The 23,040-nt window shown below is 71.7% G+C and carries 27 protein-coding genes and 1 pseudogene; 17 read left to right on the top strand and 11 right to left on the bottom strand.

What is annotated here, in order from left to right; genetic code table 11:
• The first annotated feature begins 195 nt into the window (after window positions 1-195).
• Complete coding sequence (locus V2J85_RS22795) at window positions 196-825, top strand: DNA polymerase ligase N-terminal domain-containing protein (protein WP_261954451.1); 630 nt, start codon at window positions 196-198, stop codon at window positions 823-825.
• A complete protein-coding gene (locus V2J85_RS22790; protein WP_330822589.1) occupies window positions 822-974 on the top strand; it encodes a hypothetical protein in 153 nt (50 codons plus the stop codon). Before V2J85_RS22795 ends, V2J85_RS22790 begins: the two co-directional genes overlap by 4 nt.
• A 161-nt stretch (window positions 975-1,135) precedes the next feature.
• Here the strand turns inward: V2J85_RS22790 and V2J85_RS22785 are convergent, their stop codons facing one another.
• Window positions 1,136-1,615, bottom strand: coding sequence for a DUF5709 domain-containing protein (locus V2J85_RS22785; protein ID WP_030804186.1), 480 nt, complete (start codon window positions 1,613-1,615; stop codon window positions 1,136-1,138).
• 113 nt (window positions 1,616-1,728) lie between these two features.
• On the bottom strand, window positions 1,729-2,127 hold the full coding sequence (locus V2J85_RS22780) for a DUF2795 domain-containing protein (protein WP_410011224.1): 399 nt from the start codon (window positions 2,125-2,127) through the stop codon (window positions 1,729-1,731).
• A gap of 319 nt (window positions 2,128-2,446) precedes the next feature.
• Here V2J85_RS22780 and V2J85_RS22775 point away from each other — a divergent pair, with 319 nt between their 5' ends.
• Entirely contained in the window at window positions 2,447-3,589 is a 1,143-nt protein-coding gene (locus V2J85_RS22775; RefSeq protein ID WP_261954448.1) for a baeRF2 domain-containing protein, read from the top strand.
• A gap of 37 nt (window positions 3,590-3,626) precedes the next feature.
• On the opposite strand, the gene uriT is transcribed toward V2J85_RS22775, so the two are convergent.
• Both uriT and uriH read right to left on the bottom strand, forming a co-directional pair.
• On the bottom strand, window positions 3,627-5,090 hold the full coding sequence (gene uriT, locus V2J85_RS22770) for a uridine transporter UriT (protein WP_261957315.1): 1,464 nt from the start codon (window positions 5,088-5,090) through the stop codon (window positions 3,627-3,629).
• Between the two features lie 14 nt (window positions 5,091-5,104).
• Complete coding sequence (gene uriH / locus V2J85_RS22765) at window positions 5,105-6,052, bottom strand: uridine-preferring nucleoside hydrolase UriH (protein WP_261954447.1); 948 nt, start codon at window positions 6,050-6,052, stop codon at window positions 5,105-5,107.
• Between the two features lie 252 nt (window positions 6,053-6,304).
• Here uriH and V2J85_RS22760 point away from each other — a divergent pair, with 252 nt between their 5' ends.
• The 3 genes from V2J85_RS22760 to V2J85_RS22750 all read left to right on the top strand — a co-directional run bounded on the left by V2J85_RS22760 (window position 6,305) and on the right by V2J85_RS22750 (window position 9,087).
• Window positions 6,305-7,333, top strand: a complete 1,029-nt coding sequence (locus tag V2J85_RS22760) for a LacI family DNA-binding transcriptional regulator (protein WP_330822587.1) — start codon at window positions 6,305-6,307, stop codon at window positions 7,331-7,333.
• Between the two features lie 79 nt (window positions 7,334-7,412).
• The gene (locus V2J85_RS22755) at window positions 7,413-7,931 is read left to right on the top strand and encodes a lytic polysaccharide monooxygenase auxiliary activity family 9 protein (RefSeq protein WP_330822586.1); all 519 of its coding nucleotides are present in this window, start codon (window positions 7,413-7,415) and stop codon (window positions 7,929-7,931) included.
• A 208-nt stretch (window positions 7,932-8,139) separates the two neighbouring features.
• The gene (locus tag V2J85_RS22750) at window positions 8,140-9,087 is read left to right on the top strand and encodes a DUF1444 domain-containing protein (RefSeq protein WP_261957314.1); all 948 of its coding nucleotides are present in this window, start codon (window positions 8,140-8,142) and stop codon (window positions 9,085-9,087) included.
• A 209-nt stretch (window positions 9,088-9,296) separates the two neighbouring features.
• Here V2J85_RS22750 and V2J85_RS22745 read toward each other — a convergent pair whose 3' ends face one another.
• Both V2J85_RS22745 and V2J85_RS22740 read right to left on the bottom strand, forming a co-directional pair.
• The gene (locus tag V2J85_RS22745; RefSeq protein WP_261954444.1) at window positions 9,297-9,689 is read right to left on the bottom strand and encodes a DUF779 domain-containing protein; all 393 of its coding nucleotides are present in this window, start codon (window positions 9,687-9,689) and stop codon (window positions 9,297-9,299) included.
• A gap of 134 nt (window positions 9,690-9,823) precedes the next feature.
• The gene (locus tag V2J85_RS22740; protein WP_261954443.1) at window positions 9,824-10,252 is read right to left on the bottom strand and encodes a cupin domain-containing protein; all 429 of its coding nucleotides are present in this window, start codon (window positions 10,250-10,252) and stop codon (window positions 9,824-9,826) included.
• Window positions 10,253-10,406: 154 nt separating this feature from the next.
• Here V2J85_RS22740 and nsrR point away from each other — a divergent pair, with 154 nt between their 5' ends.
• From nsrR to V2J85_RS22725, 3 genes are all read left to right on the top strand, one after another.
• Window positions 10,407-10,850 carry a nitric oxide-sensing transcriptional repressor NsrR gene (gene nsrR, locus V2J85_RS22735; protein WP_261954442.1) on the top strand — a complete coding sequence of 148 codons (444 nt, stop codon included), beginning with the start codon at window positions 10,407-10,409 and terminating at the stop codon, window positions 10,848-10,850.
• A gap of 115 nt (window positions 10,851-10,965) precedes the next feature.
• Window positions 10,966-12,174: a globin domain-containing protein gene (locus V2J85_RS22730; RefSeq protein WP_330822585.1), complete on the top strand. Its 1,209-nt coding sequence runs from the start codon at window positions 10,966-10,968 to the stop codon at window positions 12,172-12,174.
• Between the two features lie 14 nt (window positions 12,175-12,188).
• The gene (locus tag V2J85_RS22725; protein WP_330822619.1) at window positions 12,189-12,617 is read left to right on the top strand and encodes a hypothetical protein; all 429 of its coding nucleotides are present in this window, start codon (window positions 12,189-12,191) and stop codon (window positions 12,615-12,617) included.
• A 78-nt stretch (window positions 12,618-12,695) separates the two neighbouring features.
• On the opposite strand, the gene V2J85_RS22720 is transcribed toward V2J85_RS22725, so the two are convergent.
• Complete coding sequence (locus V2J85_RS22720; protein WP_261954440.1) at window positions 12,696-13,073, bottom strand: winged helix-turn-helix transcriptional regulator; 378 nt, start codon at window positions 13,071-13,073, stop codon at window positions 12,696-12,698.
• Window positions 13,074-13,270: 197 nt separating this feature from the next.
• On the opposite strand from V2J85_RS22720, the gene V2J85_RS22715 reads away from it, so the two are divergent.
• A complete protein-coding gene (locus V2J85_RS22715; protein WP_330822584.1) occupies window positions 13,271-14,251 on the top strand; it encodes an NADP-dependent oxidoreductase in 981 nt (326 codons plus the stop codon).
• An 87-nt stretch (window positions 14,252-14,338) separates the two neighbouring features.
• Here the strand turns inward: V2J85_RS22715 and V2J85_RS22710 are convergent, their stop codons facing one another.
• Entirely contained in the window at window positions 14,339-14,800 is a 462-nt protein-coding gene (locus tag V2J85_RS22710) for a hypothetical protein (protein WP_330822583.1), read from the bottom strand.
• 300 nt (window positions 14,801-15,100) lie between these two features.
• Here V2J85_RS22710 and V2J85_RS22705 point away from each other — a divergent pair, with 300 nt between their 5' ends.
• The 3 genes from V2J85_RS22705 to V2J85_RS22695 all read left to right on the top strand — a co-directional run bounded on the left by V2J85_RS22705 (window position 15,101) and on the right by V2J85_RS22695 (window position 17,853).
• Window positions 15,101-15,553, top strand: a complete 453-nt coding sequence (locus V2J85_RS22705; protein WP_261954438.1) for a VOC family protein — start codon at window positions 15,101-15,103, stop codon at window positions 15,551-15,553.
• Between the two features lie 162 nt (window positions 15,554-15,715).
• The gene (locus V2J85_RS22700) at window positions 15,716-16,321 is read left to right on the top strand and encodes an acyl-CoA-like ligand-binding transcription factor (protein WP_330822582.1); all 606 of its coding nucleotides are present in this window, start codon (window positions 15,716-15,718) and stop codon (window positions 16,319-16,321) included.
• Window positions 16,322-16,392: 71 nt separating this feature from the next.
• Window positions 16,393-17,853: an FAD-dependent monooxygenase gene (locus V2J85_RS22695; RefSeq protein WP_330822581.1), complete on the top strand. Its 1,461-nt coding sequence runs from the start codon at window positions 16,393-16,395 to the stop codon at window positions 17,851-17,853.
• A 67-nt stretch (window positions 17,854-17,920) separates the two neighbouring features.
• On the opposite strand, the gene V2J85_RS22690 is transcribed toward V2J85_RS22695, so the two are convergent.
• Window positions 17,921-18,661 carry an SDR family NAD(P)-dependent oxidoreductase gene (locus V2J85_RS22690; RefSeq protein ID WP_261954435.1) on the bottom strand — a complete coding sequence of 247 codons (741 nt, stop codon included), beginning with the start codon at window positions 18,659-18,661 and terminating at the stop codon, window positions 17,921-17,923.
• A gap of 209 nt (window positions 18,662-18,870) precedes the next feature.
• Here V2J85_RS22690 and V2J85_RS22685 point away from each other — a divergent pair, with 209 nt between their 5' ends.
• Together V2J85_RS22685 and V2J85_RS22680 are read left to right on the top strand one after the other, a co-directional pair.
• The gene (locus V2J85_RS22685) at window positions 18,871-19,278 is read left to right on the top strand and encodes a hypothetical protein (protein ID WP_330822580.1); all 408 of its coding nucleotides are present in this window, start codon (window positions 18,871-18,873) and stop codon (window positions 19,276-19,278) included.
• On the top strand, window positions 19,275-19,628 hold the full coding sequence (locus tag V2J85_RS22680) for a DoxX family protein (protein ID WP_330822579.1): 354 nt from the start codon (window positions 19,275-19,277) through the stop codon (window positions 19,626-19,628). The genes V2J85_RS22685 and V2J85_RS22680 overlap by 4 nt, the downstream gene beginning before the upstream one ends.
• 89 nt (window positions 19,629-19,717) lie before the next feature.
• On the opposite strand, the gene V2J85_RS22675 is transcribed toward V2J85_RS22680, so the two are convergent.
• Complete coding sequence (locus tag V2J85_RS22675) at window positions 19,718-19,882, bottom strand: hypothetical protein (protein ID WP_261954432.1); 165 nt, start codon at window positions 19,880-19,882, stop codon at window positions 19,718-19,720.
• 5 nt (window positions 19,883-19,887) lie between these two features.
• Here V2J85_RS22675 and V2J85_RS22670 point away from each other — a divergent pair.
• Window positions 19,888-20,190 (top strand): annotated as a pseudogene (locus V2J85_RS22670) (helix-turn-helix domain-containing protein); the annotation flags it as partial.
• Window positions 20,191-20,459: 269 nt separating this feature from the next.
• Here the strand turns inward: V2J85_RS22670 and V2J85_RS22665 are convergent.
• Window positions 20,460-21,074: a hypothetical protein gene (locus V2J85_RS22665; protein ID WP_330822578.1), complete on the bottom strand. Its 615-nt coding sequence runs from the start codon at window positions 21,072-21,074 to the stop codon at window positions 20,460-20,462.
• Window positions 21,075-21,314: 240 nt separating this feature from the next.
• Here V2J85_RS22665 and V2J85_RS22660 point away from each other — a divergent pair, with 240 nt between their 5' ends.
• Window positions 21,315-22,484 carry a hypothetical protein gene (locus V2J85_RS22660; RefSeq protein WP_261954430.1) on the top strand — a complete coding sequence of 390 codons (1,170 nt, stop codon included), beginning with the start codon at window positions 21,315-21,317 and terminating at the stop codon, window positions 22,482-22,484.
• Window positions 22,485-23,040 lie beyond the last annotated feature (556 nt).

The raw sequence follows: 23,040 nt of genomic DNA, 5'->3' as shown, positions 1-23,040 counted from the left end.
CCGGCACTCGCCTCTGCGGTCAGGGGTCAGGATCCAAACTCGCTCCCGCGGCCCTCGCGTGCCCCTTGGCGGGCGGGATACTCACCCGACCGGGTACTCGGAGAGCCGTGGGGCGGGCCCCGGGCCGTACGTGCGGCGCCGCCCGCCGCGCGCCACAGTGAGAGATGCGGCAGCCGAGGAAAGGCGGGCGGACCCGTGGGTGACAGGAACGGACTGACGACGTACCGCGGCAAACGGCACTTCGACCGGACCCGCGAGCCGCAGGGCGAGCAGACCTCCTCCGGCGGCACCCCGTGCTTCGTGGTGCAGATCCATGACGCCAGCACCCTGCACTTCGACTTCCGGCTGGAGGTCGACGGCGTCCTCAAGTCCTGGTCGGTGCCGAAGGGCCCGTCCACCGATCCGCAGGACAAGCGGCTGGCCATGCCCACCGAGGACCATCCGCTGGAGTACCGGGAGTTCGAGGGCGTCATCCCGGCAGGGGAGTACGGCGCGGGCACCGTCATCGTCTGGGACGAGGGCAGCTACCGCCCGCTGCCGGGGAAGAAGAAGGGCCGCACCCGCACGTTCGGCGAGGCACTGGAGCAGGGCCACGCCTCCTTCTGGCTCGACGGCAGCAAACTGCACGGCGGCTATGCGCTCACCCGGTTCCGCGGCGGTGACGGCTCCGGGAAGCGGGAGTCCTGGCTGCTGGTCAAGGAGAACGACGAACGGGCCGAACGGCGTGGCACCCCCGACGCCCGCCGGGCCCGCTCCGTCCGCAGCGGGCGCACCCTCAAACGGGTCGCCGAGGAGGAGGCCGGGGAGCCGGGAAACCGGCGATGAGCGGGTCCGGCCCCGGCGTCATCGGCGTCGAGGACGCCTGCGTGCACATCCACCGCGATCCCGCGAAAGCCGCGCCGCGCACGCCGCGCATGAGGGAACGCACTATGGGGGCCCGTATCGTCCGGTCCACCGCCGAGGAAATCTTCTGAATCTCCCGGATAAGGCATCTCACGGATACGGCATCTCACGGATACGGCATCTCACGGGTCCGGCATCTCACGGGCGGGCAGGGCGAGCGGCGGGACGAAAGGCAGGGCGAGCGGCGGGACGAAAGACATTCCGGGACCCGGCCCGGGGCGGAATCCCGGGGCTATGCCTCCAGTTCCCCGTCCCCCGCATTGTCGCGGGCGATGTGCACCGCGGCCTCCTCCGCGGACGCCGCACCGCCGTCGATGCCGACGTCCCGGGCGGCGATGTCGTCGCTGCCGCCGCGCCAGAAGCCCTCGTCGGTGCCCACGAGCCGGCCGGCCCGCTCCTCGCCGCACTCCAGATCCACCGGTTCGCCCACGCCGCCCGGCAGATCGCCGATGCCGTCGCCGTCGACCGGGAGCACGTCCGGCACCTCCACGGCCAGCCGGTGCTCCAGCGACTCGCGGTCGTGCAGTTCCCGTGCCGTGGTGCCCTCGTGATTGACCACGAAGGGCCGTTCGGGCGGCGAATAGCCGGTGTCCAGCATGGCATCGAGGTCGGGCTCGTCGAGGGCGTCCTCCATGTCGAGATCGTTGGGGTTGTCCTGGGGGTCGGAGCTGGGCGGCTGGTAGACCTCGTCGCCCATCGCGTCGTCGGACATGACCGCCCTCCCTCTCCCGTCCGCTCGCCCGCCGCGGGCTGCGGCGGGGCTCTCTGTCACCAATTGTCCGCCTCCCGGCGCCGCTCGGCAGCGTCAGGGGGCGGACGGCCGGGTCAGCGCCGCACGTGCTCGGTGTGCAGTCCGATGGCCTCGGCGATGGCCTGGACATTGACGTACCGGTCGTGCGCCGGCAGCCGTTGCGCCAGGTCCACCAGCCGGTCCGGCGCGTTGTTGCGCCGCAGCGTCTCGATGATCGTGTTCTTGTCGGCGGGGTACAGGCTCCGGCCGAGGTGCTGGGCGAGTTCGGAGCGCAGTCCGACGTCCTGCTCGGTCATTCCGCTCGGCGTACCGCCGCGGTAGTCGCTCGCGGGCGACCGGGCCGGCACCGGCTGGTCCTCGCCCGCGGGCTGGAGTTCGTGTTCCTCGTCGGTCCGCAGCGAGCGCTCCGCGGCCAGTTGCCCGCGCAGCTGCTTCTTCATCATGTCGTCCCGGGCGGGGCCGGTCTTGTCCATTCCGTGTTCCATGACCATCGCTGCCTCCGGTCTCCGAGTCGTGCCGACCCGACGCTTTCTCCCAGTTTCCCTGGTCCCTCCGCCCTAACAACCCGACGCGGTCGTTTCAAGCCCCTGCACGGAATTCACCCGTATCACCACACTGCGTGATCGCCCCGAAGGCATATCCCGGGCCGGACCGCAATGCATACGCCCTGGGGGATCGGGAATTCGTATGACAGCCAACCGCAGACAAGCCGACGCATACGCGTCCCACCGCATACGCAGCCAACCGCAGACAAGCCCCACGCATACCGGGAGAACCCAAGGAGGCAGCGCCATGCGACTCTCGCTCCTTCGACCGGTCATCGATCGGCCGGGCCCATGGGCAACCGTCTATGCCGATATCTCGCACGGCACCGAGGACGCCGAGAAACAGCAAGAGTTGACGGCGAGCGCGACCACCGCGCAGCTCTTCGCGCTCGGCGCGGACGAGGCCACCTGCGGCGCCGTGCACGAGGCCCTGGTCACGCGGCGCGAAGGGGAACCGCAGTCGCACGCCGGGCGGGTGCTGTTCGCCACCAACGGCAAGGTCGTGCTCAACGCGCCGTTGCCCGGGCCGCCGCCCACACCCTTCGCCGCCTGGGGGCCGGTGCCCCGGATCGCGCCCTTCCTGGCCGCGATCGGCGACGACCCCGTCTGCCTCGTGGTCCGGCTGGACCGCACCGGGGCGGACCTGGCCGTCCTGGGACAGCAGGGCAGCGAGGACGCCGGCAAGGTCACCGGCGCCGAGTGGCCCGTCCACCGCACCACGTCCTCGGACTGGTCCGAGACCCACTTCCAGGCCAAGGTGGAGAACACCTGGGAGCAGAACGCCGGGGAGATCGCCGACGCGATCCGCCGGACCGCGCAGGAGCACGGGGCGGAGGCCGTCATCCTCATCGGCGACGCCCGCGAGCGGCACCTCGTGCACGAGAAGCTGCCGGAGCAGCTGCGCGGCATCACCTACGAGAGCGAACACGGCGGCCGCGCCGCCGGCTCCGAGAGCGACCTGGTGGAACGGGACATCGCCCAGGTCCGGGCCGAGCAGGAACGCCAGCACGTCGTGGAGGTGACCGACCGCTTCCGCACCGGCGAGGGCCCCGGCGGCAAGAGCGCCCCGCACGCCGCGGCCGGCATCCCCGCGCTCGTCGAGGCGGCCCGGGAACACCGGATCGACACCCTGCTGGTCGACCCGCACGGCGCGGACACCGGACGTCAGGTCTGGGTCGGTGACGGCGCCGACCAACTGGCCGTGCGCGGCACCGAGTTGCAGTACCTCGGCGACGATGTGCGGCCGGCCGCCGCCCGGGCCGACGACGCGCTCATCCGGTCGGCCGCGGCCAGCGGCGCCGAGGTCGTGATCGTCCGCGATCCCGAACGGGCGCCCTCCGGCGGGCTCGGCGCCATTCTGCGGTGGACGGAGGAGCCGACGCCGGAGTGAGCCGCCCGAGGATCCCCCGGTGGCGCGCCGTGAGCCCTCAGTCCTGGGCTTCGGCCGCCACCGGCTTCGGGATCAGGAACGAGCTGGCGATCGCCGCCGCCAGGATGACCACACCGGCGATCATGCCCGCGGTGTAGCCGCCGGCGGAGGCCGGATCGGCCGGCGTGGCGGCGGTCTTGACCGCGTAGAGCACCGCGAAGCTCAGACCCGCGCCGAGGTTGAACGCACCCGCGTTCAGGCCGGGCAGGAAGCCCGGGTTCTCGCCGGGGGAGAGCACGATGCCGAGCCCGTTGAGGACGATGTTGGCGACGCCCGCGTAGGCGACGCCCACCAGGATCGAGGTCACCAGCAGCAGGACGTGCGAGTGGCTGTGCATCGTCGCCAGCATCAGCACCACCGTGGCCACCGAGCCGACCAGACCGCACCGCAGCACGCGCCCGTAGCCGAAGGTGGCGGCCAGCCGGCCGGCCAGCGGGCCCATGGCCAGACCGGCCAGCGCGTACGGCGACAGCGTCCACCAGGCGGATGCCTCCGCGCTCATTCCGAGGCCGGCCTGCGCGTCCTGCGCGAACGCCGGGATCAGCCCGTTCATCACGGCGAACACGCCGGTCATGGTCAGCACGGTGGTGAGCAGGGTCGCCCAGGTCGCGCGCTGCTTGAGGTGCCTCGTTGCGACCAGCGGGTGCCCGCTGCGGTTCTCGGTGCGCCAGAACAGGCCGAAGGCGGCCGCGGCCAGCACGACGAGGACGGCGATCAGCGGCCAGTCGGCGGCGGCCAGCTTGCCCGCCTCGTTGAGCGCGATCAGCAGCGAGCCGACCGAGACGACGAGCAGGGCGACGCCGGGCCAGTCCATCCGGCGGGCGCCCGGGGCGTCCGCGGCCGGAGCCCTGGACTCCGGGGTCAGGGTGGCGACGAGGACGGTCGCCAGCGCCGCGACGACGGCCATCGCCCAGAAGACCGAGCCGAAGCCGTGCCGGTCGGCGAGGTAGCCGCCCGCGAGGGAGTCCACACCGGCGATCCCGCCGTTGACCGCGGTGATCACGCCGAGCAGGGTGCCGTACCGCTTCGGCTCCCGCACCTCGACCCGCAGCATGATCAGGCACAGCGGGACGACCGGACCGCTGACGCCCTGGATGATGCGGCCGGCGAACAGCATCGGCACGCTGGTCGCCAGCGCAGCGATGACACAGCCGACGACCATCAGGCCGAGCATCCCGGTGAGCACCCGGCGGCGGCCGATGACGTCGCCCAGCCGGGGGAGGAACAGGGAGAACAGGGCCGCCGAGGTGAAGAACGCGGTCTGGGTGAGGCCGATCTCGGCCGAGCTGGCACCGAGGGTGTCCTCGATGTTCTTCAGCGCCGGGCTGAGCATGCTGGCGTTCAGCTGGAACGCGAAGCAGGCCGCCAGCAGCGCGGTGACCAGCACCCCGATGCGGACGCCGGAGCCGGGTCCCTTCGCCTCGACGGTGGACCGGGTGGCCTGGGTGGTGGAGGTGTTCATGCCGTTCGTGCCGTTCATTCCGCTACGTCGCCGATCCGCTCCAGCGCGTCCACCACGAGGTTCCAGAAGCGCTCGTGGTCGAGCTTGACCGCGACCTGGGTGGTGCAGTCGTCGGGTGCGGGCGCCCGGAAGTCCGTCACGGTCATCCCGACGGTCAGCGCACCGCGCAGCTCGACGTCCACCGGGGCCCGGCGCACGGTCATCACGTCCGGGTCGATGACGTACGCCACCGCGCACGGGTCGTGCACCGGCGGGTGCTCGAAGCCCTGGTTCTCGCGGTAGGCCTCGCGGAAGAAGTCCAGCAGTTCCAGCACGAAGGTGGCCGGCTTGGTGCCCACCGCGGCGATCTTCTCCTCGACCGCGGGGGTGGCCAGCGCCTGGTGCGTGAGGTCCAGCCCGACCATGGTGACCGGCCACTTCTCGTTGAAGACGATGTGCGCCGCTTCGGGGTCGATGATGATGTTGAACTCGGCGACCGCGCTCCAGTTGCCCTCGTGGTAGCCGCCGCCCATCAGCACTACCTCGCGGACCCGCTCGACGATCCGCGGCTCCTTGCGCGCGGCCAGCGCGATGTTGGTCAGGCCGGCCGTGGGAACGATGGTGATCTCGCCCGGCTCGTGCGCCATCACGGTGTCGATGATCAGGTCCACCGCGTGCCGGCGGTCCAGTGCGAGGGTGGGCTCGGGCAGCTCCGGGCCGTCCAGACCGGTGTCGCCGTGGATCTCCGGCGCCGTCTCGATGTCCCGCACCAGCGGACGCGGGCAGCCGGCCGCGAAGGGCACACCGGTGATCCCGGCGATCCGCGCCACGGACAGGGCGTTGCGGGTCACCTTCTCGACGGACGCGTTGCCGACCACGGTCGTCACGGCGACCAGCTCGACATCGGGGTTGCCGTGGGCCAGGAGCATGGCGATCGCGTCGTCATGTCCCGGGTCGCAGTCGAGGATGATCTTTCTGGCCAACGGACGAGCCCCTTTGCTCTGCGGAACGGTGGTGCGAGGTGGTGCGGTGAAGTCTCTGGGTGCGCCCGCAGGAGGCGGCTACCGCCGGAAAACGTTCTCCGAGAATTTCGCCCATCGCTCCTCCCGATGTCAACGAAATGTGAGCCATACGACCGCTTGATCCGGCTCACGGACACGGTGGGTGAGCGGTGATAACGTTTGCCGCCCTCATCCGGTACGGGTCGACAAAAGGGGCGCGCCACCGTGGCCGAAGTGACCTTGAAGGACGTCGCGCTGGCGTCCGGCTGCTCCATCGCCACGGTCTCCCGTGTGCTCGCCGGCACCCGTCCGGTCGGCGCCGAGACCGCCCGCACCGTCCGCGCGGCGGCCGAGCGCCTCGGCTACCGCCCCAACCACGTCGCCCGCGCCCTGCGCAGCCGCTCCACCGGCACCGTCGGGCTGGTCCTGCCGCAGATCACCAACCCGTTCTTCCCCACTCTCGTCCGGGAGCTGGAGCACGCCCTGCACGCCGAGGGCCGCGCGGTCCTGCTCGCCGACTGCGACGACGACCCGGCCACCGAGGCGGCCCGGATCAGCGCCCTGCTGGCCCGGCAGGTCGACGCGCTGTTGCTGATACCGGTCGACGAACGGCACAGCCGGGAGGCGGTGGCGGCCGCCGCCGCGCAGGTGCCGCTGGTCCTCCTGGACCGGGGCTGCGGCCCCGGCGTCGCCGACTCCGTCGCCGTCGACAACGCCGCCGGAATGGCCCTCGTGCTGGCCCACCTGGCCGCCACCGGACGGCGCCGCCCCTGCTTCATCGGGGCCGCCGGCACCGCGTCCGCGGCCGTCGAGCGCCGCACGGCGTACGAGAACGGCGCCGCCGCCCTCGACCCGGCGGCCCCCGGCCGGCTCGCCCTCGGCGACTTCTCGGTGGAGTGGGGCCGGGCCGCCGTCGACCTCCTCTGGCCGGCCCGCCCGGACGCGGTGGTCTGCGCCAACGACCTGATCGCGGCCGGCGCGCTGCAACGGCTGCGGCAGCTGGGCGCGGACGTCCCGGGCGAGGTCGCGGTCACCGGCTTCGACGACATCCCGCTCGCCGGCCTGGCCGACCCCGCGCTCACCACCGTCCGGCAACCGGTCGCGGACCTCGCCGCCGAGGCCGCCCGCCTGCTGTCCCGCCGCCGGGCTGACGGTTCGTCGGGTCCGTGCCACACGGTCCGCCTCGCCCCGGAGTTGGTGGTCCGGGCCTCCAGCGGAGCGGCGGCCCCTGCCGCGGTGGACGGGGCGCTCCGGACCCCTTGACCGTACACGGTCACGGAGTAAAGTCTAGACCAATCAGTGCACCCCTCGCGCCTCTCGCCCCCCTCGCGAAAGGGTTGACATGAACAAGAAAAGAAGGCTGGCCCTCGCCATCGGCGCCGGCATCGCCCCGCTGCTCGTCGTCACCATGCCGGTCACCCCGGCCGGCGCCCACGGTTACGTCTCCTCGCCACCCAGCCGCCAGGCGCAGTGCGCCGCCGGCACCATCGACTGCGGCCCCATCAAATGGGAGCCGCAGAGCGTCGAGGGCCCCAAGGGGCTGACCAGCTGCAGCGGCGGCAACAGCCGGTTCGCCGAACTCGACGACGACGCCAAGGGCTGGAAGGTCACCCCGATCGGCCACACCCAGACCTTCACCTGGCGACTGACGGCCCGTCACGCCACCAGTACCTGGCAGTACTTCGCGGGCGGCAAGAAGGTCGCCGAGTTCGGCGGCGGCGGCGCACAGCCCCCGGAGACCGTGACCCACACCGTCAACTTCGGCAGCGTCACGGGCCGGCAGAAGATCCTCGCGGTCTGGAACATCGCCGACACCGCGAACGCCTTCTACGCCTGCATCGACGTCACCATCGGCAGCTGACCCGCCGGCGGCGGCCGACCCGCTTCCGCCGCACACGTCCCCCTCGCCCCCCTCGTCCCCCCTCGCCCGTCCCCGTCCCCACCCGCCCCGTCGCCCTGCCGCGTCACGGCAGTGACCAGTGGTCAGCAGGGTGACGGGGCCGGCCGGCGCACCCGTTACGATCGGCCCATTCATGGCCGTTGTGCGTGGCCGCTGCCGGGAGGAAGAGATGGGCCTGTTCCGCCGAGGACCGAAGCGGGATTCCCGCGACCTGGCACGCGACGAGGAGTTCAGCTTCTTCTCCGAGCGGGAAGGCGGCGTTTTCCGGTCCCAGGTCCGGCAGGCCTTCGCCGAACAGGGCCTGGAGGTCACCGCGTACGCGGGCGTGGTCACCGACTCGTCGGGGCGCCAGTTCGGCCTCGGCAACCTCGCCGCGGTGTGCCACCGCGACCGGCGCGGCGAACGCGCCTGGCCCGGGCTGATCCGGGACCACGTCGGCAAGGTGCTGCGCACCATGGACGGCCCGCAGCCGCTGGAGGTGCTCTCCGCGGACGAGATCCGCGCCTGCCTCTACCCCCGGGTCGTCGCCCAGGAGACCCTGCCCGCCTCGGACTCCTTCCGCTACGGCCGGGAACCGGCCCCCGGGCTGCGCGAGGTGCTCGCGCTCGATCTGCCCGAAGCGGTGCAGATGCTGAGCGAGGACTCGCTGAGCGACCTCGGGGACGTCGCCGAACTGCGGATCCGGGCCATGAACAACCTCCGCGCGCTGCCCGTCGAGGGGCACGAGACGGTGCGCCGCGGCGACGGCTCGGCCTTCGAAGTCCTGCTCGGCGACTCCTTCTTCACCGCCAGCCGGGTGCTGGTGCTCGACGACCTGGTCCAGCGGCTGCTGGGCACCGGGCTCACCCCGGACGGTGCGCTGGTCGCCATGCCGTTCCGCCACCAGCTGGCGTTCCACCGCATCCAGGACGCCCAGGTGATCCCGGCGCTCCAGGCCATGGCCCAGTTCGCGGCGGCCGGTCACGAGGACGCGGCGGGCGCCATCAGCCCGCGGGTCTTCTGGTGGCGCCGGGGCGTGATGACCCCGCTCAGCGAGCCGGACGGGGACGGTCTGCGGGTGGTCGTCGACGGCGAATTCCAGGAACTGCTCGAACGCCTGGTGCAGGGCGAGACCTGAGCGGGAGGGCGGCACCTGGCCGGGGGAGTCCAGGCCGGGGGAGTCCAGGCCGGAGAGGCCCTTTCCCCGAACCCGAACCGAACCCGAAAGAATCTTTCCCCGAATCTTCACAGAAGGGGAACCACTTCCCGTTGTCACCCGTTCCTATAGATGAGACCCCACGCTCTCCCCCGTGCGTGGGGTCTCACCACGTTCTCCCGCCCGGCTCCTCATTCGTGGGCCGGCCGCTCCGCCGGCTCCTCGGTCAGCAGCCGCGAGCGGATCAGGAACCGCACCCCCTCGGGCGCCTCCAGCGAGAACCCGCTGCCCCGCCCCGGTACGACGTCCACGGTCAGATGGGTGTGCCGCCAGCGCGCGAACTGGTCCGCCGACATCCAGAAGTCCACCGGCTCGGGCACCCCCGCCACCGCCAGCCGTCCCAGCAGCACGTCCGACCCGCCCGTACGGAATTCGCCCGCCGGGTAGCACATCGGCGCACTGCCGTCACAGCACCCACCGGACTGATGGAACATCAACGGCCCGTGCTGCTCCCGCAAGGCCCGCAGTAATTCGCCCGCCGCCCTGGTCACCGCGATCCGCTCCACACCGGCACCCGCGTCCACAGCTGCACCACCCTCCACATCAACTTCAGGCAGACCGCCTCCAGTTAATCCGCTACGAGGTTGCGCGAGGGTTGCACGGGCCGTCCCGGGCCGAAGCGGTACACGACCGGCGGCGGTTCACGACCGACGGCGGTTCACGGCCGGAGGTGGTCGGCGGACGAGGGGGGCTGGATCCGCATGCCCGGCCGGCGGGGGTGGACGGTCAGGTAACCCAGGCCCCCCGCGCCCGCGACGAGACCACGGGACGAACCGTGCGGCAGCCAGACCAGGCTTCCTTCGCCCAACGGGTGGGCGCCGTCCGTGGCGAGCAGGGTGCCGTCACCGGCGACGACCAGCAGGAGGACGTCGAGGTCCGGCTCGGTGTGCGGATCCACCCGCCCGGCCGGCGGGATGCGGACGACATTGGCGTCGAGTTGCCGTCCGGGTTCCGCCAGCCGCCACAGCGCACCGGCCGGCGCACCGTCGAGCGCCGCGCCCGCGGTCAGGGCCCCGGCGTCACACAGCACGCGGGGGACCGGTGCCTCACCGGCCGGTCCGGGGGAGCCGTCGTTTTCCACAGTCATACACGTGCCCTGTTCGATGTGCGGTGCCCACCACCGCCGGGACGGACCCTCCGTGGCCCCGTTCCCGTCGGCGGCCTCGCCCGTGGCGCAATCCACACCGTCGCGGGCGCATCTGAATGGGAATCTAACATGCGTCTTTGTTAACGTCCGGGGTGTGCGGCTGACGAAGTTCACCGACCTGGCGCTGCGTTCCGTGATGCGCCTGGCGGTCTCCGGAGAGGGCGACCCGCTGACCACGCGCGAGGTGGCCGAGGCCATGGACGTGCCCTACACCCACATGGCGAAGGCGGTCACCCGCCTCCAGCGCCTGGGTGTGGTGGAGGCGCGACGGGGCCGCGGCGGCGGCCTGGCGCTGACCGGGCTCGGCCGCGGCGCGTCGGTCGGCTGGCTGGTCCGGGAGCTGGAGGGCGAGGGCGAGGTGGTCTCCTGCGAGGGCGACCCGCCGTGCCCGCTGCGTGCGGCCTGCCGCCTGCGCCGGGCGCTGCGCGACGCCCAGGAGGCGTTCTACGCCACGCTCGACCCGCTCACCGTGGCGGACCTGGTGGCCTCGCCCACCGGCCCGGTGCTGATCGGTCTGGTCGGCCGCCCGCCGGGGTGACCTCTCGGCTCACCGGCACCACCACCTGCGGACGACCGGTGCGGATACCTCGCGTGCCCGCATCCGCGTCCTGCGCGCCTAAATAAGAAGATCGTTAACCAATTAAGGAGTCGCGGTGCTCTCCGAACGGTCCACCCCGGTCATCCGGGCCTCCCTCCCGGCGGTCGGCGCCGCCATAGGCGACATCGCCGAGCTGTTCTACCGGAAGCTCTTCGACGCCCACCCCGAGCTGCTGCGGGACCTGTTCAACCGGGGCAACCAGGCCAACGGGGAGCAGCGGCGCGCCCTCGCCGGCTCCATCGCGGCGTTCGCGGGCATGCTGCTGGACGGCCCGGACGCCCGCCCCGACGCGATGCTCGCCCGGATCGCGCACAAGCACGCCTCCCTCGGCATCACCTCCGACCAGTACAAGGTCGTCCACCGCCATCTCTTCGCGGCGATCACCGAGGTGCTCGGCGACGCGGTCACCCCCGAGGTCGCCGCGGCCTGGGACGAGGTCTACTGGCTGATGGCCAATGCGCTGATCGCCGTCGAGGCGCGGCTCTACCAGGAGGCCGGCGCGGCCGAGGGCGACGTGTGGCACCGCATGGAGATCGCCGAACGGCGGCCGGAAACTCCCGACGCGGTCTCGTTCGTCCTGCGACGGACCGACGGCCGCCCCACCGCCCCCTTCCGCCCGGGCCAGTACGTCAGCGTCCGGGCCGAACTCCCCGACGGCGCCCGGCAGATCCGCCAGTACAGCCTGTCCGCCGCGCCCGGCCGCGCCGACTGGCGCATCACCGTCAAGCGGGTCCGGGCCGGGAACGACGCGGACGGCGGGCGGCCGGACGGCGAGGTGTCCAACTGGCTCTGCGCCCACGCCCGTACCGGCGACGAGCTCACGGTCTCCGTCCCGTTCGGCGACCTGGTCCTGCCGGACGGCGACACCCCGCTGCTCCTGGCGTCCGCCGGTATCGGCATCACGCCCATGCTGTCCATGCTCGACCACCTCGCCGACAGCGGATCCACCCGCCCGGTGACCGTCCTCCACGCCGACCGCACCCCCGCCGACCACCCACACCGCGACGAACAGCGCGGCCTGGTGGGCGCGTTGCCGGACGCCCGGCTGCATCTCTGGTACGAGGAGCCGGACGACCGGGTCCCGGAGGCGTCGACCGGCCGGGTCGATCTCGACACCGTCGACCTCCCCCCGGGCGTGACCGCCTACCTCTGCGGCCCGCTGCCCTTCCTGCGCGCGGTCCGCGGCGCCCTGCTGCGCCGCGGCGTCCCCGCGGAAGCGATCCACTACGAGGTCTTCGGCCCGGACCTGTGGCTGGGGCGGTGACCGGCATGCACACCATGAACCCCGGTCCCGCCGCCGTGGCCGTCGCGGCGACCTTCGTCTGGCTCGGGATGGTCCTCGCCATCTCCTTCCTGGAGGCGCCGCTGAAGTTCCGCGCGCCCGATGTGACCCTGCGCATCGGCCTCGGCATCGGCCGCCTCGTCTTCCGGGCGCTGAACCGGGTCGAGGCGGTGCTGGCCCTCGTCGTGATCACCGCGGTCGCCCTCGGCCGTCCACCGGCATCCGTGGTGAGCCTGACGGCCGTCCCCGTCCTCCTCCTGACGGCGCAGCTCACGGCGGTCCGCCCGGCCCTGAACCGCCGCTCCGACCGGGTACTGGCCGGCGAGGAACTCCCGCGCTCCTGCGCCCACTTGCTCTACGCCGCCGCCGAGTCGCTCAAGGCGCTCGCCCTGCTCACCCTGGGCATCGCGACACTCGCGGCCTGAGCGGCCCCTACCGGGGCAGGCCGGTACGTGACGGCCTACGGGTCGTCCTACGGGTCGTCCTACGGCCCGGGGCGCACGTCAGCCCGCCGCCGCGGCCGGGCTGCCGATCTCGTCGAGGTGCGCCTCGACCCAGTGCCGTACGGCCGCGAGCGGTTGGGCGACGCTGCGCCCCAGGTCGGTCAGCGCGTACTCGACGTGCAGCGGTACGGCCGGGATGACGGTCCGGTCGACGAAGCCGCCGGTCTCCAGCCGCCGCAGGGTCTGCGTCAGCACCTTCGGGCTGACCCCCTGGAGCCGGCGCTGCAGGGCCCCGAACCGCTGCGGCCCCTCCTCCATGGCGCCGATCGCCAGCGCCGTCCACTTGTTGGACAGCAGGTCGAACACCTCACGTCCCGGACACAGCGCCGCGTAGACGTCGTGTTCGTCATGACTCCCCGTCCTGCACGTCGTCGTCATCCCATGCCGCCTCTCCACACCCTCAGTACTTCCCTTTGGATAGTAAACGCCCTTGCTGGTTACTACTGCCTCCGAGGTAGCTTCCGGGACGCAGCGGCGAGGGGCACGGTCCACCAGACGTCACCGCCACCGTGTCACCGTCCCTTCACCCCCGCCACCAGCCCTCTTTCCCGTTCATCACCCCCAGGAGCCACCCCATGACCACCCCGACCACCCCCTCCGCCACCATGCGTGCCGTCGTCCAGGACACCTTCGGCGGACCCGAGGTGCTGCGCGTCGCGCAGGTCGCGCGACCGGTGCCGCTGCCGACCGAGGTACTGGTGCGGGTGCACGCGGCCGGGGTCAACCCGGTCGACTGGAAGACCCGCGCCGTGGGCGGGCTCGGCGTCCTCGGCGACCCGCCGTTCACCCTGGGCTGGGACGTCTCCGGCGTGGTGGAGGAGGTCGGCTTCGGCGTCCACACGCTCAAGGTGGGCGACGAGGTCTTCGGTATGCCCTGGTTCCCCCGGGCCGCCTCGGCCTACGCGGAGTACGTGACCGCGCCGGCCCGGCAGTTCGTCCGCAAGCCCGCCGCCCTGAGCCACGAGGAGGCGGCGGCGGTGCCGCTGGCCGCGCTCACCGCCTGGCAGATCCTGGTCGACGCCGCGGAGGTCCGGCCGGGCCAGCGGGTGCTGATCCACGCCGCGGCCGGCGGGGTGGGCCACTTCGCGGTGCAGATCGCCCGGCACCTGGGCGCCCAGGTGATCGGGACGGCCCGCGCCGGCAAGCACCAGTGGCTGCGGGAGCTGGGTGCCGACGAGCTGATCGACTACACCGCCGTCCGCTTCGAGGACGCGGTGCGGGACGTCGATGTGGTGGTCGACCTCGTCGGTGACGCGGTGGACGCGACGAGCACCCGTTCCCTCGACGTCCTGGCCCCGGGCGGTCTGCTGGTCGTCGTCCCGTCGGACGTGGCGCCGGAACTCGCCGCCCGGGCCGAGGGCCGCGGCCTGCGCACGACCCCGTTCCTCGTCGAACCCGACGGCGCGGCCCTCGCCCAGGTCGCCCGGCTGATCTCGGACGGGGCCCTCTCCGTGGAGGTCGCCGACGTCCTCCCCCTGGAACGAGCCGCCGACGCCCACCGCCTCGGCGAAACCCAGCGCACCCGCGGAAAGATCGTCCTCAAGGTCACCGACTGAGGAACGTCCTCATCTGGGAGGTGCACGCCTCTCTCGCGCCTGCCGGAACGGAGCCCGGAGACGACTCCGCCGGCAGGCGCCCACTCCTCACCTGCCGCTGGGCCAGAACTGCGCCAGGTAGCGCTCGACTCCGCTGGGAACGTCGATCTGTGCCAGCCGGTACACGGCCTCGCGCCCCGAGCAGCGGATTCGTGCTTTCCAGAGCGTCCGAGGCCTCCCCAGCTCGATGTATGTCGCCGAGTACCCCATCATTTCCCGGACGCTCAGCTCTCCGGTCGGAGACTCGATCTCGCCCTCACCTTCGGCCTCCCAGCCATCTTCCGCCTCTTCGGTGGGACGGGCATCCCAGACTTCGGCAGTCAGCAGAGCTGTGTGCGTGTGTCCGCCGCTTTCGACGTCGATTCTTCGTTCGCGAAAGGACAGGAAGCCGCCCGATGTGAGGTCTTCCGGGTAGGGGACGGGGACGAGGTTGTCGTCCGCCTCTTGCAGCGCCCAAGAAGCGAATTGGATTTCCACTTCCCGCTCCTGCCGACTGAGAAGCTCAGCCACTGTGCCCCCTTACGCCCGCAGCGAGCCCAACCGTCCTGTCTGGGGAGATGGTCCGTGCCCTGGCCGGTCCGGGCATTCATGCCATGCACGTCGCCCGGCGTTCCAGGACACCATCGGCGACGGCGGCCACCTTACGCGGGCGGCGAGTTCGGAGGCGTTGCGACCGACCGTACGACAATGACACGGACCGGCCCTCCCGAATCGGCGGAGACACCCGCACGCTCGGCCGACGCGCAGGGACGAGGGATAGTGATCCATCGGGCTTTGAGCAGTGCAACTGCCTACTGAGGGGTGAGTCTCGTGGCACTTGGTTGGAAGCTGGTCTTCGACGCCGGTGATCCGCACCGTCAAGCCGTGTTCTGGGCGGACGCGTTGGGCTATCAGATCGAGGACAACAGCGCCTTGATCGAACGGCTGCTGGCCTCCGGGTCGGTCGACGAGAGTCTGTGCGTCGAGTTCCTGGGGCGGCTGTTCTGGCGGGACGCCGCGGCCGTCCGGCACCCCGATGACCCCTTCGACCCGCTCAGCGGCACCGGCCGGGGCAGACGCCTGCTGTTCAACCGCGTTCCCGAGCCGAAGGCCGGCGGGAAGAACCGGCTTCACCTCGACATCCACACCGAGCCCGGCCGGCGGGAGGCGACCGTGGCCCGGCTGCAGGAGCGCGGCGCGACCCTGGTCCGGCACGTGAAGGAGCCCGGGGGTGAGTGGTCCGTACTCACCGATCCGGAAGGGAATGAGTTCTGCGTGGCCTGAACGACCGGAACTTGAGCGACCACGAAACTTGAACGACCACGAACTAGAGCGACCGGAAGGGTGCGGTCGTCGGCTGTCCGGTGTCCCCGGTCGGGATGACGGACGGAAACTTGCGTGGCGCGCATGTTTGCGCGCCGCGCAAGTTTTGCTACCGTCTTCGTCATGGGGTTGCGAGAGCAGAAGAAGGCCGAGACGCGCGCGGCGCTCAGCTGGGCGGCGGTTCGGCTGACCGTCGAGCGCGGGTTCGGCAACGTCAAGGTGGAGGACATCGCCGAGGCGGCCGGCGTCTCGTCGCGCACGTTCAACAACTACTTCTCCAGCAAGGGCGAAGCGATCGTCGCCCGCCACCTCGACCGCGGCCTCCGCATCGCGGAGGCGCTGCGTGAGGGCCCGGAGGGGCCGCTCTGGGAGGCGATCACCCGGTCGGTGCTGGCCCAGTTCGGGCCGGACGCCGAGGCGGCCGCTCATCCCGTCGCCGACGCGGACCGGTGGACGGCCGGCGTGCGCATGATGGTCTCCGAACCGGCCCTGCAGGGCGAGATGTTGCGGGCCGGTGCCATCGCCGAGGCCGAGATCGCCGCGGCCGTCGCCGACCGTACAGGTACCGATCTGCAGCAGGACCTGTACCCGCACCTCGTCGCGTCCGCGGTCGTCGCCGCGATCAACACGGCCATCGCGCACCACCTCCGCACCGACCCGCCGGTACCGGTGAGCCGTCTCCTCGCGGACGCCCTCCCCCGGGTCGCGGCGGGGCTGTCGACCCCGTAGGCAACCACCCCGGACCACAAGCCCGGCAGTCGCCGGGCCGATGGCCCCTGCCCGGAAACGGAGACCCACTCATGATCGACGTCGTCATCGCGGGCGCCGGACCCAACGGCTTGATGCTCGCCTGCGAGCTCGCCCTGGCCGGTGTGCGCCCGCTCGTGCTGGAACGCCGCACCGAACCGACCTCCGAGCAGCGCGCGAACGGCCTGGTCGGTCAGATCGTCCGGATGCTCGACCGGCGCGGACTGTACGCGCGGCTGACCGCGCCCGGTGCCCCTGCCACCCCCCAGCCGGTACCCGGCTACGTCTTCGGCGCGTTCCCGCTCGACCTGACCGGCCTGCCGGACAGCCCGCTCCACACGTTGCAGGTGCCGCAGCGCCGGATCGAGCGGATGCTCGCGGAGCGCGCGGCCGAACTGGGCGTCGAGATCCGCCGTGGCCACGAGGTCATCGGCCTGACGCAGGGCGAGCGGTCGGTGGTGGTCGAGCTGCGCGGGCGGGAGCCGGTCGAAGCGGCGTTCCTGGTCGGCGCCGACGGCGGGCACAGCGTGGTCCGCAAGCTCACCGGGATCGACTTCCCCGGCGTGACCGCGGGCGATTCGGTGTCGCGCACCGGACATGTCAGCGTGCCCCGGGAGTGGGTCGATGCCGACGGCGGGCTGGTCGTGCCCGGCTTCGGCACCGTGCCGCCGTTCCGGCACCTGCGGACCGACCACGGCCTGATCGCCTGGGCGCCGTTCCCCGGCGGCGATCCGCTGATCAGCACGGTGGAATGGGGACAGCCGGCCGAGGGCGAGGCCTCGCTCGACGCGCTGCGGGCCAGTGTCTCCCGGGTGCTCGACGCGGACGTGCCGCTCGACCCGCCGAACGGGCCGGGACCGCATGCGATGCGGCGGCTGTCCGGCGGCAACACCCGGATCGCCTCGCGCTACCGCGCGGGCCGGATATTCCTGCTCGGGGACGCCGCGCACGTGCACTCGGCGATCGGCGGCCCGGGGCTCAACCTGGGCCTCCAGGACGCGGTGAACCTCGGCTGGAAGCTGGCCGCGGCCGTGCGTGGCCACGCGCCGAAGGGGCTGCTGGACACCTACGAGGCGGAGCGGTCCCCGGCCGCGCGGCGGGTCGCCATGCACACCCAGGCCCAGTCGCTGCTGACCCGGCCGGGCAGCGAGGTGACGGCGTTGCGGGAACTCTTCGGCGAGTTGCTCGCCCAGCCGGCGACGCGGCAGCACCTCGCGGATCTGCTCTCGGGCGCGGACATCAGCTACGACATGGGGCCGGCCACCGGAGCGCTCGTCGGCCGGTGGGCGCCGGACCTGCCGGGCCTGCGCGAGCTGACCCGCACCGGCCGGCCGCTCCTCCTGGACCCCACGGGCACCCTCGACGCGGGCCCCTGGGCGTCGCAGGTCGACACCGTGACCGTCCCGGAACTGGACACCGCACTGCTGCTCCGGCCCGACTGCTACGTCGCCTGGCAGGGCACCACGGGCGACGGTCTGCACGAGGCGCTGGGCACCTGGTTCACGGCGGCCTGAGCGGCACGCTCCAGCGGGCGCGTGAACGCCGGCCGCCCGCCCGGCCCGGGGCTACGGCCCTGGCGCGTCAGGTGAGATTCAGCCCGCCGTCGAGCAGGATGACCTCGCCGGTGAGATAGGTACTGGCGATCACCGACGCCACCAGGTCGGCCACGTCGGCGGGTTGGGCCGGGCGGCGCATCGGCGCGCGGTCCCGCCAGATTTCGTGCGCGTGCGCCCAGTCCTTCGTCATGGGCGTGTCGACCAGTCCCGGGGCCACCGCGTTGACCCGTACGTCGGGCGCGAGCGCGGCCGCGAGCAGCCGGGTCACGTGGTTCAGCGCGGCCTTGCTCGCCGCGTACGGCACCGAGGAGCCCTTGGGGCGGACCCCGGCGTGGCTGGTGATGTTCACGATGCTGCCGCCCGCCGGGGATGCGCGCAGTGCCGGCAGCGCCGCCGTGCACAGCACCCAGGGCGCGATCAGGTTGACCTCCAGCAACTGCCGCCAGTCCGCCGGGGTCGCCGCCGCCAGGTCGTGGTGCGGGATCGGCCAGCTGATGCCCGCGTTGTTCACCAGCACGTCCAGCCGCCCGTACCGGGCGAGCGCGGCCTCGACCAACCCGCGGGCCTCTTCCTCCACCGCCAGGTCGGCCCGTACGTACGCGCCGCCGAGCTCCGCCGCCAGCGCCTCCCCTGCCTCCGCGCTGCGCCGGGAGTGCACGACGACCCGCATGCCGTCCGCCGCCAGCCTCCGCGCGACGGCCTCGCCGATGCCCGAGGTGGACCCCGTGACCAGGGCGACGGGCCGGTCCGATGGTTCAAGCGTCATGATCGGGAATCCTGCCACGGCCATGCCGGGTGGGGGTTCAGGGGGGTGGGGCGCGGGGTGTCCGAAACCGTTCGGTCACAAAGATAATGACGCGTCACAAAGATAATGACGCTGCCAAACATTGCAAAGTGCAATGAAGGCCTTCGCCGGCTCTCGCTAAATGCCCCATGAGGTGGTGCTCCATCGCGTTCACAAGAGGGTGGTGGGCTGTGGTGCGAGGCAGGGCGAGGGCGGACGCGGAGCGCGCGGCGGCCGAGGCGGCCGAACGGCTGCTCAGGGCGGGCCAGTTGCTGCGGAAGGCGCCGACGACCCTCGATCTGCGGGCCGTGTACCGCACGGATCAGTCGGTCAACGACAGTGCGTACCGCGCGCGGTGGGCCCGCGGCCAGTGCGCGGCGGAGCCCGGCGTGGCACCGCCGAACGAGAAGCGGCCGTGGAAGCACAGGTTGGTGAACAGGGCGACATCACGCCCGTGGGACCGGCCCTGGCAGGGCGGCCGACCGCCGCGCTGCCGGCCCGCCGCCCTCATCGACGTGGCGATGTCACGAATCGCCGGCCCGCATCCGTCCCTCGTGCGACAGCCGTTCCAGCGCTACGAGACGAGGTATCTGTGGTGATCAATCCGTGGTGGCTCTTTGCCGGCCTGGCCGCCGTCCAGCTCGGCGATGCCGCACTGTGTGTCGGGCCCGTCGGATTCGTCCGGGCCTGCCTGGACGACGTGGGCTTTCCCCGCCGGTACTGGGGGTGGCTGCCCGTGGTGAAGACCGCCTCGGCGGCCGGCCTGATCGTCGGCATCTGGTTCCTGCCGTTGGCCGTTCTCACCACCGCCGCACTGGTGGTCTACTTCCTTGTCGCCATCTCCCTGCACCTGGGCGCCAAGGATTACGGGCGCAACCTCTTCCTCAATGCCACCGGCATGCTCGCCCTGTGCACATCCGCCCTGCTGGTCGCGCTCCACGCGGCGTGAGCCCGGCCAACGGGCGCGGGTGCGGGCGCGGAGGGCTCACCGGGGGGGCCGTCGGCCACCGCGGCCCCGGTCCGGGGCCGCGGTGTTCCTCACGGGCGCAACGTTCCCCACCACAGCGCCCACGGCACGAACAGCACCGCTGCCGTCATCAGCGACGCCCTCGCCACCCCGGGCCGGGCGGGCGGCCGCGAACTCCCCGCCGTGCGGGGCTCGTTCCACCGGCGCCAGGCCGTCACACCGGTCAGCACGACCACGCTGAGTGCGGCACCTGGCCGAACCGCTCACCCTCGCCGACCTCGCCGCGCACGCCAACATGAGCGTGCGCACCTTCAGCCGCCGCTTCCGCGACGAAGCCGGCAGCACGCCCGGCCAGTGGCTCGCCCGGCAACGCGTGGACCTCGCCCGCCACTTCCTGGAGACCACCGACTGGCCCGTCGACCTCGTCGCCCACCGCGCCGGATTCGGCACCGGCACCTCCCTGCGCCAACACCTCCACACCGCCCTCGGCGTCAGCCCCCAGGCCTACCGCCGCACCTTCCGCCACCGACAGGCAGCCGCCTGACCGGCTGGACCGAGGACCCGACGCGGCGGAGCGGCCGGTCGTTGTCCGGCCCGATGTACGAGCCGGCCCGGGCGGGCGCGGCCGGTGCCGCCCCGACCACGTGACGATGTACATCCGCCTGTCGCCGAGCCGGTCCGGGCCGTGTCTGCCGCCACCGAGGGAGCACCTCGTGACCTCCGGGACGACGGACGAGATGTTCGGCACCACCAAGCACCGGCACACCTGAGGTAATCCGGTCTCCAGTAATTCCCCCACCGCGGGTGACTTGCTCACGACTGCAGGCGCATGCTCCAGATGACCTCACGGCCCTCAGGGCCTTCCGGCAGTCCCACCGGGTCTTCTCCGCCGCGCAGAGCACTGATCCGACTGCACAGCACGAGCCCTGACCCGCTTCTCGAGTGCAGGGAAACCACGCGATACCGTTCGCGCCAAGGAGGGGACAGTTCGGAGAACTCCAGCATCTGCTGGGATTCGCTGTCGCTTGCGGTGTGAAGCTCCAGCGTTTTGTAATGAGTGACCAGTTGCATGGCACGCACGCCTTCGAAGAGCAGGTCCAGGCAGAGGGTGTTCCCACTGTCCGGCACCGCGCGAAGGAGCAGTTGCGAGTGTCCGACCCCGTAGCGCCAGACCGTGAAGGTGCGCTGAGAACGGAACAGAATCGCAGAACTGGAGCCATCATTCGCATGAATTGCCAACGGGGCGACCTCCTCGATACCAGATGATCCGCTGCCGGGCATGCGGAGACTGACGTGCTTGGTGGATTGCGTTTTCGGACCGGGACCCGTACGACGTGGGAGGAGTCGTGTGTCGGAACCAGAAGTGTTCCCTGCCGGCGCATAGTACGTGTCGGTGACGATCAGGGGCGCGACGAATGTGGTGATCAACGCGAACCTGGTCCGCGTGAAGCTGTACGGAGCGGACCCTGGCGCCCAGGCCGTTCCCGTGGTGAGCGGGGCAGCAAGCTTTCTGCAAGGCGTCTGCAAGCAAATCGAGGTGTGCCCGGGGAATCCCCCTCAAGGACTGTTCGCAACCGACAATCATGGGGGAAGAGGTTGTCCGGAAGTGTCACAGAGTCGGCGCTGGTCCAGCAGGGGCAGTGGTCGACCGTACGAGACTGCAAACAGGTGCTCGTCATCGCTCACACCGTGACGTACGCACAGCGGCTTCGCGAGGTCTTCAGCCTGCTGGAGGCGGATCTCCGGGTACAGGTGGTTTTCACCGCTGCACCACATGCCTTCGGGGAGGGGGTATCCCAATACCTCCGGGGGCTTGGCATAGGCACCGTGCCGTGGGAACAAGCCCGTCGCACGGAGTTCGACCTGGCGCTGGCCGCGGGTTCCCGTGGTGTCCACGAGGTACGCGCGCCGCTGGTGCGCCTTTCACATGGCGCGGGGCACATCAAACTGCTCCGTAACCCCGGCCCCTTGGCGCCCGGAGAGGAGCGCCCTCCGGGGATGATGAGCCGTCAGCATCTGATGCGGGACGGGCGGATCGTCCCGGCGGCGGTGGTCTACTCACACGAGCGCGACCTGGAGACGCTCGCGCGCTCCTGCCCCGAGGCTCTCGCCGTGGCTCATGTGGCCGGTGACCCTTGCTACGACCGGATCGTCGGCAGCACACCGCGTCGGGAGCAGTATCGCCGGGCGCTGGGGATGGCCAAGGGACAGCGGCTGGTGGTCGTGACCTCGACGTGGGGGCCCACGTCGAATTTCGGGCGGCTCGAAGCACTGTTGCCACAGTTGCTGAGTGAGCTTCCCAGCTCGGAGTACCGGGTGGCGATGCTGGTCCACCCGAATGTCTGGGCCGGCCATGGTGGTTGGCAGGTCCGTAGTTGGCTGGCGGCATGCCGTGGCCGGGGAATCGCAGTCGTTCCCCCGGAAGCGGACTGGCAGGCACCGCTCATCGCGGCGGATTGGGTCATCGGGGATCACGGTTCCTTGACGGCATACGCCACTCTGACCGAGGCCCCCCTGCTCCTCACACCGGGACCGCGACGGGAAATCTCCGTGCAGTCACCCGCGGCCCACCTGGCAGCCGTGGCACCTGTTGTCTCCCCCTTGTACCCCTTGAGGGAGCAACTGGACTACGCCGCCGAGCACTACAGGACGGGACAGTACGAGCAGGTGGCCTCCTTGCTCTCCTCCGCTCCCGGGCAGTTCCACCGCCGGATGCGTGCGCTCCTCTACCGGCTGCTGCGGCTGGGTGAACCGGCCATTGCGCCGGAGGTGGCGCCGGTTCCGCTGCCGCCGTGCCTGGAGGAGTGGGAGGACACAAGCTTGGGGGAAGCGAGGTGACGCCGGGCGTAGGGGCGGAGTGTTGCGCGTTACCGCTGCCGGCAGCGGCCTGGTCCGCGGTCCGGCTGGCCGTCAGCGGTCCGCCCGACGCGGCTACGGGCGCCTTCGCCAACGATCCTGCCGCTTCGCTCAGGTGGCGGTCGGCGGTGGGTGACGGCGTGGTCGATGCCCAGCTGGACGTCGTGCCCTGCACCGGTGACGGAGAGAAACCTCAACGGCCGGTTCGGCAGGCACTTGATGTCCATCTGTGGGCGGACCCGGATGCGCCGGAGCGGTCCCGCTGGGCCAAGCATGCGGACCTCCTTGTCGTCCGTACGCCGCTGGACCTGGGCCAGGCTCATCGGCGAGCAGTTGATCTCCTCGCAGGCCATCTCGGCTGCCTCATCGTGGCCGTGCCCCACGCGGGGAGGGGATGTGTGCTCGCCGTGCGAGGTGCGGTCGGTGTGCTCTGGGCGAGCCCGGAATCGCCGCCATCCGGCTTCCCGGCTCAGACGTACGTGATCGCGTCGATCCTGCACGCGTGGCTGGTGATGGGAGGTGCTCCGGGAGCATTGCG

The organism is Streptomyces bugieae, from assembly GCF_036352915.1.
In the GTDB taxonomy this organism is placed as follows: Bacteria; Actinomycetota; Actinomycetes; order Streptomycetales; family Streptomycetaceae; genus Streptomyces; species Streptomyces endophytica.
This window is presented reverse-complemented; position numbering and strand designations above follow the sequence as displayed.

What these genes read in the sequence shown, in the direction of transcription:
- V2J85_RS22720 (WP_261954440.1), bottom strand. Translation starts at nt 13,073, where the DNA reads ATGACGACGACGTGCAGGACGGGGAGTCATGACGAACACGACGTCTAC.
- V2J85_RS22785 (WP_030804186.1), bottom strand. Translation starts at nt 1,615, where the DNA reads ATGTCCGACGACGCGATGGGCGACGAGGTCTACCAGCCGCCCAGCTCC.
- uriT (WP_261957315.1), bottom strand. Translation starts at nt 5,090, where the DNA reads ATGAACACCTCCACCACCCAGGCCACCCGGTCCACCGTCGAGGCGAAG.
- V2J85_RS22755 (WP_330822586.1), top strand. Translation starts at nt 7,413, where the DNA reads ATGAACAAGAAAAGAAGGCTGGCCCTCGCCATCGGCGCCGGCATCGCC.
- V2J85_RS22700 (WP_330822582.1), top strand. Translation starts at nt 15,716, where the DNA reads ATGGGGTTGCGAGAGCAGAAGAAGGCCGAGACGCGCGCGGCGCTCAGC.
- V2J85_RS22695 (WP_330822581.1), top strand. Translation starts at nt 16,393, where the DNA reads ATGATCGACGTCGTCATCGCGGGCGCCGGACCCAACGGCTTGATGCTC.
- V2J85_RS22725 (WP_330822619.1), top strand. Translation starts at nt 12,189, where the DNA reads ATGAACCCCGGTCCCGCCGCCGTGGCCGTCGCGGCGACCTTCGTCTGG.
- V2J85_RS22690 (WP_261954435.1), bottom strand. Translation starts at nt 18,661, where the DNA reads ATGACGCTTGAACCATCGGACCGGCCCGTCGCCCTGGTCACGGGGTCC.
- V2J85_RS22790 (WP_330822589.1), top strand. Translation starts at nt 822, where the DNA reads ATGAGCGGGTCCGGCCCCGGCGTCATCGGCGTCGAGGACGCCTGCGTG.
- V2J85_RS22775 (WP_261954448.1), top strand. Translation starts at nt 2,447, where the DNA reads ATGCGACTCTCGCTCCTTCGACCGGTCATCGATCGGCCGGGCCCATGG.
- V2J85_RS22715 (WP_330822584.1), top strand. Translation starts at nt 13,271, where the DNA reads ATGACCACCCCGACCACCCCCTCCGCCACCATGCGTGCCGTCGTCCAG.
- V2J85_RS22740 (WP_261954443.1), bottom strand. Translation starts at nt 10,252, where the DNA reads ATGACTGTGGAAAACGACGGCTCCCCCGGACCGGCCGGTGAGGCACCG.
- V2J85_RS22750 (WP_261957314.1), top strand. Translation starts at nt 8,140, where the DNA reads ATGGGCCTGTTCCGCCGAGGACCGAAGCGGGATTCCCGCGACCTGGCA.
- V2J85_RS22780 (WP_410011224.1), bottom strand. Translation starts at nt 2,127, where the DNA reads ATGGACAAGACCGGCCCCGCCCGGGACGACATGATGAAGAAGCAGCTG.